General features: G+C 61.8%; 12 protein-coding genes. 5 read left to right on the top strand and 7 right to left on the bottom strand.

Annotated elements, in window-relative coordinates:
• Window positions 1-39 precede the first annotated feature (39 nt).
• The 5 genes from ACQK2L_RS15670 to ACQK2L_RS15650 are packed head-to-tail and all read right to left on the bottom strand — an operon-like array spanning window position 40 to window position 7,599.
• The gene (locus ACQK2L_RS15670; protein ID WP_425397965.1) at window positions 40-1,596 is read right to left on the bottom strand and encodes a flippase; all 1,557 of its coding nucleotides are present in this window, start codon (window positions 1,594-1,596) and stop codon (window positions 40-42) included.
• Window positions 1,597-1,623: 27 nt separating this feature from the next.
• On the bottom strand, window positions 1,624-3,342 hold the full coding sequence (locus ACQK2L_RS15665; RefSeq protein ID WP_425397964.1) for an alkaline phosphatase family protein: 1,719 nt from the start codon (window positions 3,340-3,342) through the stop codon (window positions 1,624-1,626).
• A 48-nt stretch (window positions 3,343-3,390) separates the two neighbouring features.
• Window positions 3,391-5,106: an alkaline phosphatase family protein gene (locus ACQK2L_RS15660; protein WP_425397963.1), complete on the bottom strand. Its 1,716-nt coding sequence runs from the start codon at window positions 5,104-5,106 to the stop codon at window positions 3,391-3,393.
• Window positions 5,093-6,493: a glycosyltransferase family 4 protein gene (locus ACQK2L_RS15655; protein ID WP_425397962.1), complete on the bottom strand. Its 1,401-nt coding sequence runs from the start codon at window positions 6,491-6,493 to the stop codon at window positions 5,093-5,095. Before ACQK2L_RS15655 ends, ACQK2L_RS15660 begins: the two co-directional genes overlap by 14 nt.
• Window positions 6,493-7,599: a glycosyltransferase family 2 protein gene (locus ACQK2L_RS15650; RefSeq protein ID WP_425397961.1), complete on the bottom strand. Its 1,107-nt coding sequence runs from the start codon at window positions 7,597-7,599 to the stop codon at window positions 6,493-6,495. Before ACQK2L_RS15650 ends, ACQK2L_RS15655 begins: the two co-directional genes overlap by 1 nt.
• 883 nt (window positions 7,600-8,482) lie before the next feature.
• Between ACQK2L_RS15650 and ACQK2L_RS15645 the strand changes: the two genes are divergently transcribed.
• Complete coding sequence (locus tag ACQK2L_RS15645; RefSeq protein WP_425397960.1) at window positions 8,483-9,088, top strand: sulfotransferase domain-containing protein; 606 nt, start codon at window positions 8,483-8,485, stop codon at window positions 9,086-9,088.
• Between the two features lie 4 nt (window positions 9,089-9,092).
• Here ACQK2L_RS15645 and ACQK2L_RS15640 read toward each other — a convergent pair whose 3' ends face one another.
• Complete coding sequence (locus ACQK2L_RS15640) at window positions 9,093-12,401, bottom strand: TolC family protein (RefSeq protein ID WP_425397959.1); 3,309 nt, start codon at window positions 12,399-12,401, stop codon at window positions 9,093-9,095.
• Window positions 12,402-12,751: 350 nt separating this feature from the next.
• On the opposite strand from ACQK2L_RS15640, the gene ACQK2L_RS15635 reads away from it, so the two are divergent.
• The 4 genes from ACQK2L_RS15635 to ACQK2L_RS15620 all read left to right on the top strand — a co-directional run bounded on the left by ACQK2L_RS15635 (window position 12,752) and on the right by ACQK2L_RS15620 (window position 15,240).
• Complete coding sequence (locus tag ACQK2L_RS15635) at window positions 12,752-12,982, top strand: hypothetical protein (RefSeq protein WP_425397958.1); 231 nt, start codon at window positions 12,752-12,754, stop codon at window positions 12,980-12,982.
• A gap of 128 nt (window positions 12,983-13,110) precedes the next feature.
• Window positions 13,111-13,605, top strand: a complete 495-nt coding sequence (locus tag ACQK2L_RS15630) for a hypothetical protein (protein WP_425397957.1) — start codon at window positions 13,111-13,113, stop codon at window positions 13,603-13,605.
• Window positions 13,606-13,644: 39 nt separating this feature from the next.
• On the top strand, window positions 13,645-14,763 hold the full coding sequence (locus ACQK2L_RS15625; RefSeq protein ID WP_425397956.1) for a hypothetical protein: 1,119 nt from the start codon (window positions 13,645-13,647) through the stop codon (window positions 14,761-14,763).
• Window positions 14,764-14,853: 90 nt separating this feature from the next.
• On the top strand, window positions 14,854-15,240 hold the full coding sequence (locus ACQK2L_RS15620) for a cytidine deaminase (RefSeq protein ID WP_425397955.1): 387 nt from the start codon (window positions 14,854-14,856) through the stop codon (window positions 15,238-15,240).
• Window positions 15,241-15,298: 58 nt separating this feature from the next.
• Here ACQK2L_RS15620 and ACQK2L_RS15615 read toward each other — a convergent pair whose 3' ends face one another.
• Window positions 15,299-16,090, bottom strand: a complete 792-nt coding sequence (locus ACQK2L_RS15615; RefSeq protein ID WP_425397954.1) for a class I SAM-dependent methyltransferase — start codon at window positions 16,088-16,090, stop codon at window positions 15,299-15,301.
• Between the last annotated feature and the right edge of the window lie 33 nt (window positions 16,091-16,123).

The following is a 16,123-nucleotide window of genomic DNA, read 5'->3' as shown; positions in this document are numbered from 1 at the left end:
GTATCCGTTACGCGCCGCGTTACTCAAATTTGTCTATGGCTAACTGCCACGCGACGTTCCCATGGCCGGGGTCGCCCCGCCACCGAGGCCGCGGCGCACGACCTGCAAAAACTGCTGCACGTCTTCCCGCGGCCAAGCGCCCATCACCAAACAGGCGGCCAGGTAAACCACACCCGACAGCAACATGCCAATCGAAACCCACCAAATGGGTGCACCTGACTGGGTGAATGGAATCAAAGTCAGCACCATGGCCACCACAGCGGGCACCACGCGAAGCAGTTGCGGAATGCTGGGACCGTGTACGTCCAAAGTTCGCAGCATCCGTAGGCCGACGAACGCCACCACGCACTCGCTCGCCAGCAGTCCGATGCACGCACCGTACAAACCGAACGTGGTGATCAAGGCCGTGCAGACGATGGCTTTCGCAATCAGCGAACCACAGCACAAACGCCAGTACTTGTGCTCGGCGTTGAATGCGGTAAAGGCGAAACGCAGTTGCGTGTTGATGAATGTCACAATCGTGGCCCAAATCACGATCTGAAGCGGCAGGATGGCGTCGGTGAACTTGGGGCCGGCCGTCGCCAGGATGAACGGCCCCGCACAAACCGTGATGCCGATGCAGATGGGAAACGCCGCGATCCACAGCAGGTTGGTGGTCTTGGCGAACATCTGGCTGAATTGCGCGTGATCCAAATGGGCCGCCCGGCTCATCATCGGGAAGGTGACCGACACGATCGTGCGCGGCACCAAGCGGAGCGGCTGCAGCGGGCGGACCGCCACCGCGAACAAGCCCACTGCCGTAGCAGTGCTGAGCGCGCTGAGCAGGAGTGTGTCGAGTTGCATGAATAACTGCCGCACCACGTCGCCCACGCCCAGAGGGAACGACTCCTTGTACCACCGGCGGGCGATGTTGAGATCGAGCTTCGGCAGCGGAGCACACCAGCCGAGGAACAAACAGGCCCAGATCACCACTGCGGCCAGCGAGTTGCTGCCCAAATAGGCGAGGAATCCGGTCGTGGCGTCCGAGGCTCCCTCGGGAACGAAGAACCACACAAACAAGCAGAACGCCAGCGCCTGCGTGACGCGGGCAAGGTTCTCGAACTCGAATCGTTCGATGCCACGGAAGATGTTTGCCGCGAAGTCGATCATGTGGCGAGCGACCATCACCACCGCCGCGGTGAGCAGCAACGCCCACGGCACGTAGTCCAACTTCAGGTAAGTCCACGGAGTCGCCACAGCCAGGAACAGCAGCACCGACGAAGTGACCACAAGCAGCATCATGCCCAGCGCCTCGGCCACGTGCGTTCGCAGCAACTCGGGCGTGCGGGCGATGTGCCGGGTGAGCACCGTGGTGATGCCGGCGTCGGCGATCCAATGAATCACCGCCGCGATCGCCAGCACGGTAAAGAATACCCCCATCGAGGCAGCGCCCAGGCGGCGCGCCATCGTGAACAAAGCAACAAAGTTCAGGGGGAGGATCAGGAACATGCCAGCGGCGTTGAACGTGCTGTTACGTATAATGCGCGAAAGCGACGAATCGATGGTCGATTCGTCGTTCTCGGTTGTTTCGTCGTTGGGTGGTGGAGTGTCGGTCATGTCAGGCCGATGTGGCGCCTGAGGTTGTTAGTCGATGTATCCAAGGGCACGCAGGCGTTCGGCAATCGCCTCGTCGTCGTCCGCGTCGTAGTCCACCTGGCTCGGGCCGGAGGTGGTCATTTCCGCGGCAGCGCCGATTGCCACTTCGGTCGACACCTTCGACTCGTCCAGCGCGTCCATCAACACCTTGCCATCCATGTCCGCAGGCACCGGCACATCCAGCAGGTGCAGGATGGTGGGCGCCACGTCGGTAATGTTGGCGCCCTGGATTTCCTCGCCTTGGCGAATCGTCGCTCCGGTGGCCAGGAAGATGCCGTCGTCGCGGTGACTGCCCGACTTGCCGGTGAAGAACGCGAGGTTCTCGGCCTTGTTGGGATCGACGTCTTCGGTCCATTGGTTGTTGGTGCTCTTGGAGCTGACCTTGAACGCGTAGGTGTAGTTTTCCTTTTCATTCCAGTGCACCAGGATGTCCGGCGCCTCTTCGAGCATGGGACCGCTGTACACTTCCTCGCGGCGGTATGCGCGGATCACGATCCGCTCGCCAGTTTCGGGGTGACGCCAATCTTCCATGGCTTCGATCAGCTTGGTCCGCAAGGCCTCGTACTCTTCGCCCGGCTCCACGACACCGCCCGGCTGGCGACCTTTGACGTTGAGCCACAGCACCGGATAGTACGGATTCTCTTCGAAGTAGGCTTGCGTGCCGCTCCAGTCGATGATGCCGTAACGCACCTTGGCTTCGATGCCACCCAGGCGGCCTTTGGCCGCGCGGTAGATCATCCGTTTGACCTTGCTGGGCAGCTTGGCCACGGCCAGCATCTTCACTGCGTCGAGTTTGCGGGAGAACCAGTTGGAGAAGCCGCCGCGGAACTTCAGTAGCTCCTGCTCGCGGAGCCAGCAGTTGGGATACAACACGCTGTTGCTCACGCCGCCAAAGCCGTGGTCGGACATCATGAGCAATGTCGTGTCCTCCGGCAGCAGTTCGCGGATCTCGCCCAGTTGGCGGTCGAGTTCCTCGTACACGCGGAAGATGCTGTCTTCCATGTTCTGAGGCTTGTCAGTGAACAGCGGCGACTCGGGGTCGCAGTACTTCCAGAAGTGATGCCCGACGCCGTCCGACTCGCCGAACAGGATCATCGCGCAATCCCACTCTTTGTTCTCGACCAGGTACTTGGTGGTGTTTGCTTTGCGGCGGATGGCCTCGATGATCTTCTCGATCGCCACGTCGGGGCGGCCGTCGTTGATCTCGGCGATGGGGAACGAGCCAATCGGGTGGCCGCCGACCGCGCTGTCGAGTTCTTCGCACAGCTCGGGCGGGTGCATGCCGCGGGAGTCGAGTGTCGAGCCGCTGCCGCCCAGGCCGGGGGCGTCGAAACCGCTGAGCATGATGCCGTTGACCTGCTCCGGCGGATAGGTGCACGGCACCGAGATCGAAATCACCTTCTTGCCCGCGTCGCTCAGCAACTTCCAGAACGACGGCGCCTTGCGCTGCCCGCCGTTGACGAATTCCAGGTCGTAGGAGCCGGGGCGTTGGCGGGTGAAGTCGAAGATGCCATGCTTGGCCGGATTCTTACCGGTCATGAAGCTGGTCCACGCCGGGAAGGTCATCGGCGGCATGGTCGAACGCAACAGACCATGCGCGCCTTCGTCCAGAATGCGAGCGATGTTGGGCAATTTGCCTTCGGCAACCCAAGGCTTGATCAGATCGAAGGTAGCGCCGTCCCAGCCGACGATGAATACACGGGTCATGAGATTAATCTTTCCAAAAACAGTTTCGCGGTCGCCTTGCGTCTTGTGTCACTTGATGTATCCCAGAGCCTGCAGCCGCTTGGCAATCAACTCCGACTCATCTTCGGTGAACGACATCTGCTGGTGGTCGCTGTCGTCGTTATCGCTATCGCCATTGGACGAGTGCTCGCCAGTGACGTTTTCCCACTCGATAGGATGTGCCTCGACGAACTCGTCGGACAGGGCTTCGGTCAATACGCGGCCATCCATGTCGTCGGGCACCGGCAGGCCCATCAGGTACAGCACGGTCGGTGCGACGTCGACGATCTTCGCGCCGCCGAAGGCGAAGCCCTGACGGAACGGGCCGCCGCTGGCCATGAACACGCCGTCCAGCCGGTGCGAACCGGCGAACTCCACGCCGCCCTGGATGGGCGAATTCGAACGTTCGACGTTGGGGTAAACGTCCTTGAGCGGGGCAGACTGATCCAGGAGGAAGCCGTCTTCCCACCACGAAGGCAGCACCTCCGGCGCCCGCTCGGTGTGGGGGCCTTCGTAAATCTCGTGAGGGAAGTAGCAGTTGCCCACCGCGGGCTGACCGGTGGCCGGGTCGGTGAGGCCCTTGAGCGCGGCGACTACTTTGCTGCGAAGTTCGAGTTCATCCTCTTTGGTCTGGCCTTCGTGCTTCTCCAGCCACACCGCGGGGCTCGAGCGGTACGCCTCGTTCACGTGAGCCTTGGTCTGCTCCCAGTCGAGCTTGGCTTCGTCGAGGTTCTCGAACCACACGCGAATCTTCGGCAGCATGCCGGCCAGGTTCCGCTTCATGTCGGACGAGAGCGTCGAGCGCAGCATCTCGTCGAGCCAGTGGGCGAATTTGCGGAACATGCTCGGGCGTTCGTTCTTTTGCTGGAACGTTAGCAGTCCTGCATCGCGGAGCACCTGGTTCAGACGCAAGCGGACGTTCGACGTGGGGCCGAAGCCGTGGTCGGACATCACCAGCACGATCGTGTCGTCGTCGATGTCGTCCATCAACTGACCCAACTGCTCGTCGATGTGCACGTAGGTGTCGCGGATTGCATCGGCGAACTCTTCAGCGCCCGCCGCGTCGTACTTGTCGTGCTCCGGGTCCATGAAGTGCCAGAAGTGATGCTGTACCTGGTCGGTCGCCCCGTAGACGATCATGCGGAAGTCGGCCGGGCGGTTCTTGCTCAACAGGTCGAACGCCTTGGTGCGGGCGGTTTCGGCCTCGAAGATGTCGACCAACTGCTGGCGGCGGCGCTCGTCGGTTCGCATGTTGCCCAGATGTTGCTGGTCGATGCGATAGCGAATGCCCGCTTGCTTGATCTCCTGACGGATGTCGACCGGGTACATGAACGGGCTGTGTTCGTGTGGCGTGTCGAGGCCGGAGATCAAAAACCCGTTCACCGGCTCAGGCGGGTAGGTCATCGGCACGTTCACCACTCCCACACGCCGGCCGTGCCGGCTGAGGCACGCCCACAGCGACTCGCCATCGCGGAACGAGGCGTTGGTGAACCGGAAGCCAGGGCCATCACGATCGGGCTCGACGAAGTCGAACAAACCGTGCTTGCCAGGGTTCTTGCCGGTGATGAAGCTCGACCACGCACACGGCGTGATCGGCGGGATAGTCGACTCGAGGCGGCTGTGCGCGCCGCTGCGGAGCAACCGACCGAGATTCGGCAGGTAGCCCTCGTCGATCCAGGGGAGCATCAAATCGAGCGTGGCGCCGTCGAGCCCGACGACCAATACGGAGTAATTACGCGGAGGCATGAATCTCTACCTTGCCCTGAGAAACACCTGATTCGTTCATGTAGTCGTCCTGCTTCCAAACCGGTACGGCCTTCGACCGGTCGGCCACGTGCTTCCAGCGCCGAGTGTCTTTTAGCATCCGAAGATAGGCTTCGCACAAGTGACCAGCGACGATCCGCCGGTCGTGATGCTCGCGGACAAAGCGATGCCCGCCTTCGGCGATGCGATGGCGGAGTTTCTTGTCTTTCAAGAGTTGAATGATCGACGAGCCGAGCGACTCGGCGGTGTCTTGCGCGGCAAGCCACACGTGCTCGCCGTGATGCACGCGGCTAGCGCTGCTGGCGAACATCACGCAAGGGCGCGACGCGGCCATGTAGTTCAGCAGCTTGATCGGGAAGCCCGGCGCTGCGGGGCGGGGCACCACGGCGATGTCGCACAGGGAAATCAGCTTGCGGCCTTTTTCCATGTCAGACGGAACGCGGAGGATCACGCTCTTATCGACGCCCAACCGAGCCGCTTCGTCCAGCAATGCATGCTCGTGCTTGGGGTGCTGAATGGTGGAAAAGATCAGCAGCTTGGCCCGTGGCTCGTAGCGAGTCACGTGCACCATCGCTTGGAGCAGCAGATCGAGCCGCTGGAATTTGTCGATCACGCCGGAGTAGAGGATGATCGGATCGTCGCCCAGAGCGAGTTTGGTTCGCAGCTGCGCCCGATCGACGGTCGGCAGTCGTTCGACGTCGATGCCGAAGTTCAACACCGGCTCGGTTCGCTTGGCGAGCCCCTTTGCCAACAGAAACTCCTGCAGGTTCACGCTGTGCGGCAAGCAGCGATTGCCGATTCGCGGCACCGTGTTGTCGAGCAACCACGCGAGCCCGTTGGCCAGCTTCCGCGAATGGAAGAAGTCGTAGCTGGCCAGCTCGTCGCCCATCGAATTGTGAGCGCTGTACAGCACGGGACGGCGGACGAACGGTCGGGTGCACCCGGCCACCAGGGCCGCTTCGTACCCGTGGGCGTGCATCAGGTCGAGGTTGTATTTCCGCATGACCTTCATGGCGGTGAAGATCATCTGAAAGTCGTACACCGGCCGTCGGCGCGTCGGGCCGACCACCACGCGTCGCTCGCCGGTCCAGTCGGGAATGCGGTGTAGGTGCACTCCCTTGAGCGGCAGGTTATCGCCCATGTGGTACGACACCACGTGTACCTCATGCCCACGCTCGGCCGTGGCTTCGGCCAACTCGCGAATCGAGCCAGGCGTGCCGTGGTTGGCGGGGAAGGGGCACGCAGCCAGCACACACACCTTGAGCTTCTGATGGTGCGCAAACGGCGCATCCGTCGCCGGGCCGAATACTTCGGGGGGCTCGGTATCGGGCATCTCCGTGGGGCGGCGTTGCTTGGTGGAAACACTCATCAGGATGTCTTCACCGGGGATGAGGGAGCGGGTTCCTTCGCGCTCTTGGGCGCGTCGACCAGAGTGTCGTCCAGCGCGGCGTGAGTCGCTGTGTCGGCCAGAGCTGCCTCGGCGGACGGCCCGTCGACCGGAGCCTTCACCGCATCGGCCGGTACTTCGTCCCAGACCCAGGGCTTCATCTTGCGGTACTTCCACACGATGGGAAGTTCGCGAAACGCCTTGGTGATAACCTTCAGATTGGCGCCGGTCGCCTTGCCCAGCGAGCGGGGATAGTGGTTCACTGGCACCTCGGCCACGCTCACCCCACCTCGTGCCACCTGGCACATGATTTCGGCGCTGATGCACGCTCCTTCGGCGTCGAGTTGCAGCTTGTCGATCACGCGGCGGGGGAAGACCTTGAACGCGCAGTCCAGGTCGCGAATCTTGAGGCCCATCAGCGTGCGGATGACCATCTTCCAGCCATACGCGTTGAATTTCCGCATCGCGTGGTCCGCCCGGTCGTAGCGGTAGCCGACCACCACGTCGTGCGACTCGAGTTCCACCAATAGCTGTGGCAGGTCGAGCAAGTTGAATTGGCCGTCGCCATCAGTGAAGAACACCCAATCGCCTTGGGCGGCCCGCAAGCCGGTCGCCACCGAAGCTCCATAGCCGCGGTTCACTTCGTGCCGCACCAGCCGCACCCGGTCGTCCTTTTCGGCGTACGATCGCACGACTTCCGATGTCTGATCGGACGAGCCGTCGTCGACGATGACGATCTCAAATTCCTCGAGAAATTCAGGCAGCACCGCCAACGCGCCGGTCAGCACTTCGCCGAGCACCTGTGCCTCGTTGAAGCACGGCATGCAGATCGACATGGGCGTCGACAGTGGGAAGTCGTCGTGCTTTAGATCGTTGCTGCGGGTGTTGGCGACCCATCGCGCTTGGCGACGCAGCAAGTCGGTGAGTTGGTCTTCGGAGATCAATCCGGCGCGGAGCATTAGTGCACCAATGCGACCTCCTTGTTTCTCTTGCAGTTGGAGAACCTGACGCAGGTTGCTGGCGCTCACCCCTGTGAACTGCCGCGCTAATTCTCCAAGTCGCGGCACTTCCAGCTCTAGCGGCCACATAAAGTGATCCCCCTCAATCAACATTGATGCAATATCTCAAGCGTGCGTCAGGTCAATGCACAGAGCCTGCCCAGGTGAATCACACAAGACGAAGCCGTAGAGAACACTCGCGAGACGCGAACTACGGCGGTGGATACCTGGCAGTCTTTTCTCCCTCGGGCAATCAGTATTGCCCAACTCAGATTGATGTTCAACCGAAAACTCTGTCGAAAGGAACTAAAAAACCTTTTGGTTGTTGTTCAACTATGCGTGCCGACGTTTTACGCGCGGAACGAATTGTGTCGCCGCTTGTCCGCCTGTAAACCTGGGTTTACAGTACCCCAGGTGTTAACGCTGCGCGGGGTCGACGAGGTATGTCCCCACGCAAAGCAATCCATGGACCAATTCGAAATGCTGACGGATGAGACACAACTCAAGTGCCGCTGTAACATGCGGAGAACAGTAACTCGCGGCGCCATTTTTGCACGAGAAATATAGGGTCACGAACCAATTCGGCGATTCGGTTCTTTGGTGTAGCGAAAGCGCGAAAACGTCGCTGGCCATCGCTCATGCGTTCTTCATCCCGAGGAGCTCGATGCAGTTTATTTCGTCAGCGATGCCCAATGGGTGGGCAGTCGATCGCAGTGTATCCGCTCAAAAATAGTCTCGACTATTGATCATCGGTCCAACGCCAACTAAGGTAACTCAGGCGCGTCGGATGCCGCGCGATCCCACCGTGTGGTTGGTCCAATCGAGCATCCTAAAGTGCAGGGACCGAGCAGCGAGTGTTCCCTTGGTTGCTTGTTCCCCTTTGCTGCCTTGACGACTACACAGGCATAGTTGAACGTTGGCGCTCAGCATTTTGCCTGAGTGCTCTACACCCATTTGTGCATATTGGAGTTCGATGATGACCGCTCCTGCTGATAAGGACTTCCTGACCATCGTTTCGGGCCTGCCGCGCTCGGGCACGTCGATGATGATGCGGATGCTGGAGACGGGCGGTTTGCCGGTCATGATCGACGAAATCCGCACCGCCGACGACGATAACCCCAACGGGTACTACGAGTTCGAAGCGGTGAAGCAGACCAAGGAAGATCCGAGCTGGCTGGAAAGCAGCGCCGGCAAGGTCGTGAAGATGGTGTACCGCCTGCTGTACGATCTGCCGGAGGATCGCACTTACTATGTGCTGTTCATGGCTCGCGATCTGGAAGAAGTGCTCAGGTCGCAGCGAGTGATGCTCGAGCGCAACGGCACCGGCAACGACGGTATCACCGACGACCAGATGCGGATGATGTTCCAAATGGAGATCGACAAGTTCTTCAAGTGGATTGCCGACCGACCCTGCTTCAAAATGATCCGCGTCGATTACAACGCGCTGATGCAGGATCCTGCCGCCGAGTTGACGAAGGTCAACGAATTCCTGGGTGGCGGACTCGACGTCGAAGCCATGGCAGCCACGGTCGACAAGTCGCTGTACCGCAATCGCAAGGCGAGCGCCAGCGCCACTTAGTGTTCTAGCGAACGAACATTGGCTGCGTGAGGCTCTCGCGTGCCATCGACGGCACAGTTCGTTGGAAGTTCGAGCGTTCGAGCACCGATTGCTGACTGGCCGGCTGCTGCAGTTGGTGCTTCACTTCTGGCTGCTGAAGGTCGGCCATCGTGGCGGGCAATTGGGCGGGAAGCAAGGCTTGAGGTTGCAAGACCGCCACGAAGGGAATCGGACCCGCTTGCACTTCTGGTGGCATGGCCGAGATCGGTTGAGTGATCTCGTAGGAGGGAAGCTCTGCGGTTTCGCGACTTGCTTGCAGGTCCTCCAGCGGACGCCAGCGGGGCTGCTGGTACCGATTTGCTGGAACCAACGCCAGCGGGTTGGCCAGGGCTGGCACTTGCTGAATCGCGATAGGACCTGGCGCCGCCGCGGGGCTAGGTTGCGAAGGAGCTTGGCGGATTTCGAACTGTGGCAACGCGGCCGGCTGTTGCACCGCAGGCAGGGTGCTGTGACTCATCTCCAGCGGCTGAGGCGGTGTTTGTGCCAGTGGCTTCCAGCGAATCGGCGCCGGCTGCTGAAGCACGGGCTGCAACGAAGGTTGGCGAAGCACCGGTGCCTCGACGCTGGGCTGCGAGGGCTGTTGCCTTGGCATCGGCGCCTTCGATACTGGAATCCTCAGTTGGTGCGGTGCAAAGCTCGGTTGCTCGAGTTGCAGCTTCGGTTGCGCGACCGTGGGTGGGGTCGCCATCGAGGGTTGCTGGATTGGGCCCACTTCGAATTGGGGCAACGGCTGCACGGGAGTCGGCTGCAATGGCTGCACAGGAGCGACCTGCACGGTCGGTTGTCGCGGCGCGGGCGGCGGCGTGTAGGGACGCACTTCGGTAGTTGGAGTGCGGAGGCCTCGTGGCGCTGGCGATAGTTCGCGTGTTGCGGGGCCCGTGACCAGTCCAGGCTGAGCGAGCGACGGAACATCCAGCGGTGCGACGGGTGCAGGTTGTGGTTCGATCGCGGGGCTCATCGTAGGAGCCGGTGCTGCGGGCGCTTGGGCCACGGGGGGAACCGCGATCGTCTGCGGTGTTGGAGCCACTGGGGCAGGGGCCGTGAGCAGCGGTTGTGGACTCACGATTGCCGGCGGTGCCGACGCGACGGGTGCCGGAGCTTGTACCACCGGTGCCGGTGCTTGTGCCACGGGGGCAGGCGCAACTGCGGCAGGCGTCCGCTCGGGCGCCGCCATTGGCGGGGCCATGCCTTGATCCATCGGTGCGGTGACCGACTCCGGACTCAAAGTCGTGACCATCGGCTTCGGATTGGTCGCAGGCGCTGGCGTAGCCAACGGCGCCGAGGGAGCCGGTTGCTGAACCACTGGATCGGGCGGCAAGTCGTAGATGCTCTGCGGCGACGAAGCGGGTTGGCGAAGCGCCGACGTGGGACCCTGGATCTTGGGTTGCGCCTGCGACAACGGTTGCTCAGGTGTCGCTGGTTGCTCAGCTGGAGCTGGCTGGTTGGCCGGCACCGGTTGGGCGTCTTCCGGCGCCAGCACTTCCTCGGGAATTGCATCGGTGCCGTCGCCTTCGATCTCCACCAGGCGCGAGCCAAGCAGGGTGCCTTTGACTTCTTCGTAACGAGCGACCGCGCTGTTGAAGTCGGAAACGATGGCGTTCACCCGGTACATCGACTCGGTGTATTCGCGCAGGTGCTGCAGGTAGAGTTCCAACGCAAACGAACTGCTCATGCCCGGCGGAGGTGTTTCGAGCTGCGCCTGGGCGGCCTCGCCGTACTCGCGAAGCGCGCTCACGCGATCTTGAGCCACGTCGTACTGCTGATACAGCCAGACGATGCGGCGATGGGCGTCGGCCACCTGGAACGACGCCTGGTGAGCAACCTGATCGAGCAGGGCACGCTCTTTGCGAATGTTCAGCTTGGTGGCCCTCACGTTCGCTTTCGCTTCGCGGCGGCCGAGTGGCACCTGGAACGTGAAGCCCATGTTCCAGCTGTTGTAGTCGTCGTCGGCTTGCACCCCGAAAGAACTACCGAGATCGTCGCCCAAGCCATTGATCCGCCAGAAGGCGTTGAAGTCCAACACGGGCTTGAGGTTGTTGCAGGCGAGTGTCTCTTCCTGCTTGGCCACGTACACCGACAGGCGTTGCCGCAACACGTCGGGACGCTGGCGAAGCGCCGTGTAGACCGCGGCTTCGAGCGATTCGATGGGCGGCGAGAGCGTGCTTACGGCCATGGTGGTCATCAGCGTCCCGTCGCCGGGGTTCAATCCCATCAGGTTCCGCAGCACCAAACGTTGCTCGGCGACCACCGAGATCAACTGCAGCCGCGCCTGTTCGTAGCGGAACATCTCGGCCTTGGCCCGCGACAGTTCGGCGCTGGTACCGGCATTGGCTTGTTGGCGTTGTTCGCGAATTCGAACGATCTCGCGGAACATCGGCAGCACTTCGTCGAGCGCCTTGAGGTTCTTCTCGGCGGCATACAGATCCCAGTACGCCGTTTCCACACTACGCACTAACGCCAGGGTTTCGGTCTTGAACTCCCAGTCGGTCCGTTCCGCTTCGGCGGCCGCGATGCGGATCTTCGCCATGTTGGCGTTCATGCCAAAGTTGCGAAGCAGCGGCTGACTCACGCGGAACTGCGTGTAGCTGTAGTACTGCGGGTTGGGATCGAGTCCAGCCGGACGCTCGGGGTTGAACAAGTAGTTCACTACTTCGTCCATGCCGAAGCGGGTACCACCTGGCAGCAATTGATCGATCGAGGAGACGAACTCGGCGTAGTCGAGCTGCGGCGGTCGATTGCCGATGCCGCTGAAGGAGACTCCCGGCGGAAGGTCCGCGCGGTCCCAGTACATCTCGGTGGTCCACAGCGGATCGAAGATACCCCACTCGGCCGCCGCCTCGGCATCGGCGATGGCTGGGTCGTAAGTGGTGATGTCCGCCTGCACCAGGTCGTTCTTCGAGTGGGCGTCGACCAGACCGAGGTTGCGAACCACTTCCGAGTTGTTCAACGCGATGCCGATCGCCTCGTACACGGTGATTGGCCACCGATTGGGCGAGTTCAGGTCGACGTACACGTGGTCTTCCGGCACATGCACGGTCGGCAGCGGGATACAGCTGGCGGCCTTCGAAGGACAACAAGGATCGTATTGGTTCTCGCAACAATCGAGCGGCGGCAGGAACGGCCGAACTTGGGCAACGACATTCGCTTGGATGCAGAACGCTGCGCAGCAAGCCAGCAGCACCCAGCGCGTGCTCTTAGCGCTACGCGTCGTGCATGAGTTCGTACCCCGTTCGCCAGTTAAGGTGTCACGGAGGATGTGGGGGCTCAATTCCATTTCTCGCAGTGGCTGTTTGCGGCCAGCGATCCATCTCTTCTATTGGTGATTCACTCACGCCGTTGCGTGAACGGTTACATCGGTCCGCCGTTACTTTCGAAACAACCCACCAACTTTGCCAGCAGTCCGCGCCAGCGCTAGCAGGCTCCTTCCTCTCTGGTATCGAACAGCGGACGGCCGCGGCAGCGGTCAATCTGCCCGCGCCCAGGGGTGCTAGCTGTCCGGGATGGCAAGCTCTTCCGGTTACGCAAGGCTTAAGTCACTCCGAAGGCAAATAGAAATCGTATTCCGCTTTGTGGTGTGCGTGTGGTAAGTTCTTCGCCGACCACAAAGGCGTGGAGGAACGCACTATGCCGGGAGAAAATCTCGATTTGTCGAGCGACGGCTCGCCCAAGCCGAACGGCAGCAACGCCGCCCGGCGGTTTATCGGTGTGCACTTCGCCTGCTGCGATATCTATCAGAGGATCTATGTGAATCGCGACGGATCGGCGTACGTGGGCCATTGCCCTCGCTGTGCACGACGCGTCCGCTTCGAGATCGGTCCCGGCGGCACCAATTCGCGGATGTTCACCGCGAGTTGACTCTTTAATGCCTCCAGCGAGGCTTCCACTGCTAGCACCAGATCGCGTTGCGTCGATGGGCGGATTTCGCTACGGTCCCTCGGCTTCGTGGCCCCTTTTTTTCGCAACCGCTCCGGGAGACGCCCTCGGTGCTCGACTTCGACGTCAAACGATGCTCTCGCCGCTGCGCGACGACCGACGCGGAACTCGCGCCCGGCGATCGGTATTACTCGGTGCTGGTGGCCGAGGGCGCGGAAGTCCTGCGTCGCGACTACTCGCGGGCCGCCTGGGAAGGGCCGCCAGATGGCGCGCTCGGTTGGTGGGAGTCGCAGATGCCCACCGAAGGCGCCGCCAAACCAAAGCTTGCTCCCAGCGAAGTGGCGCTCGAACTGTTCGATCGCTGGCGCGATCAACCGGACCACGAGGACTGTGCGTACGTTCTCGCGCTGTTCCTGGTCCGCAAGCGTGTGTTTCGCTTCGCCGAGACGGCGTTCCCCGTCGCCCACACGGGTGAGGAGATCCTGCGGCTGTTTTGCCCGGCCCGCGCCGCCGAGTACGACGTTCCGGTGATCGACGTCGATAGCGAGCGAGCCGACGAGATTCAAACTCAGTTGATCGAGCTGTTGTACAGCGACGCCAACTAACACAAACCCTACGTCCCAACCTTCAACACGCGTAAAGCCTTGGCATCTCATCTTTTCCAACGCCGTACGTTGCTGCTGGCCGCCTTGGTGCTCTCGACGCTCTCGGGCTGTCGCAGCACTGGTTTGTTCCGGCCGCCAGGACCGACCGCGCCGATAGTGCTGCAAGAAGCCACTTCCGCGCCGCAAGTGGTTTCGGCCATCAATGCCAACACCGCCCGCGTGCGGTCGTACTACACCAGCAACGCCCGCTTCACCGTGCCGGGCATGGCGGGCATTCCGATGCTCCGAGGCAACATCGCCCTGGAACGCCCAATGAACTTCCGCCTTACCGCCGGCATCGCGTTGGGGGGTGGCGACCAGATCGACCTGGGCAGCAACGACGAGATACTGTGGTTCTGGGTAAAACAGAACTCGCCGCCGGCGCTCTACTATTGCCGGCACGATCAGTTCGCCAACAGCGGCGCGCGGCAAGTGTTGCCGGTCGATCCAACGTGGGTGGGCGACGCGCTGGGTCTGGTGGAACTCGATCCCAACATTCCCTACCAGGGTCCCGTGGCCCGGCAGAATGGAACGCTCGAACTGCGGGCGGTCATCTCCACGCCCACTGGGCCAATGACGCGCGTGTTGGTGATCGACGCCGCCCATGCGTGGGTGCTGGAGCAGCATTTGTACGATGGCAGCGGTGGCCCACCGGTGGCCAGCGCCATCGCCGAAGACTTTCGCTACGACGAATCTTCGCAGGTGTCGCTGCCGCGTCACGTGACGATCCGCGTGCCCGCCTCGCAGCTCGCGCTCACGATCGACGTGGGCGACGTCGCGATCAACCAGGCGATTCCTGGGCGGAGCTTAATGTTTTCGCCACCCGCGCTGGACAACTATCCCAAGGTCGACCTGGGTAGCACCGCAGCAGGCGTGGCGTTCGATCCGCGGACGATCCCGACGCCGGCGGTCGTGCCGGTAGTCGAAAGCGCACCCACGACGATCATCTCACCACCTGCAGCGACCACTCCGGCCGTGGTGGCCCCGACGGTTTACCAATCGTCGTACGAAACTCCGAGCCAACCGGCCGCCACGCCGAGTCAACCAGCGGCTTCGCCTGGCATGCAGCAACTGCCCAGCGGCGGCATCGCGCTCCAGCCGTTGGGCACTGCTCCGTAGCCGAATGCGGACGACCGGGTTGGCCTCGGGTTTGCCATCGCTAAGAATAGGTGGCGCAAGCGATTCTCATCCTGCCCGGGAAACATCCCCTTGAACATCGACACCAAGCAACTGCTGAGCGCCGCCGAAGCTGTCAGTCACGCGGCATATGCCCCCTACAGCAAGTTCTCTGTGGGCGCCGCCGTGTTGGCCGACGACGGGCGGGTGTTCACCGGGGTGAACGTGGAGAACGCTTCCTACGGCTTGACGATCTGCGCCGAACGTTCGGCCGTGTTCGCCGCCGTGGCCGCTGGCGCCACACGCTTGGTGGCGGTGGCCATCTACACACCCACGCCCAAGCCAGCCTCGCCCTGCGGTGCATGCAGGCAAGTGCTGGCCGAGTTTGCCGAAAACATGCAAGTGCTGCTTGGCTGCCAAGGCGATGAGATCGCGGAGTACACGCTTGATGAACTGTTGCCAGAGCAGTTCAAGCTGTGAGGGTGTTCGCGCACGACGACACGTAGGTCGTCGGCTATTAGGCTACTGCGTTGGTAGCCTACTCTTTGGCTTCTTCTTTCTTCTCCCAACGCTTCAGCTCCACTTCTTCCAGTTCCGAATCGTCCCGCGCGAAGAAGAACACGTGTTGCCACGGCAGTTCGTCGTACTGCCCCACGAGCTTGAAGCCGTTCGCTTGGTACTCTTTCATCACCTGCTGCTGGCTCATCTTGTGCAGCCGCTTGATGGGCACCTCGGGGTCTTCGGTGCGATACTCCACCAGCGCCACGCGGCCGGTCGGCTTCAAGCTGTCGCGAATTGCTGAGAGCATCTCCTTCGGATGGGAGAACTCGTGGTACACGTCGACCAGCAGTACCAGGTCGAGTTTGCCCTTCGGCACATTGGGAGAGATAGCCGTGCCCAGAGTAGGCTCGAGATTCGTCACGCCCCGCGCGGTGGCCCGCTCGTCCAACAGTTCGAGCATCTCGGGCTGAATGTCCACCGCCCACACGGTGCCCTTGGGGCCGACGAGCTTGGCCATCTTGAGTGTGTAGAACCCGTTGCCGCAGCCCAGGTCGCAAACCGTTTGTCGAGGTTTGATCTCGAGCGCCTTGAGCAGCTTGCTGCACTCTTCTTCCCGCTCGCGCGACTCGCGTACCAGCCATGGCGCGCCGGCGTAGTGCATGGTTTGGGCGATTTGCCGGCCCATGTACTCCGGCGGGGCAGGGGGAGCCTGGGGCGCTTGTTCTTTGGCCTCCGCTTGCTGCTCTTCGGCTGCTTCCTGCGCAACGACGTGTGCAGCCGAGCAACAGAGCATGAGCAGGGCGAATAGTCGAATCGTGGAGTTTGGCATGATGTACTGCAAGCTCTCCGTGTTTGTCTGCTT

It is taken from the genome of Aeoliella sp. (genome assembly GCF_965227375.1).
Lineage (GTDB): Bacteria > Planctomycetota > Planctomycetia > Pirellulales > Lacipirellulaceae > Aeoliella.
This window is presented reverse-complemented; position numbering and strand designations above follow the sequence as displayed.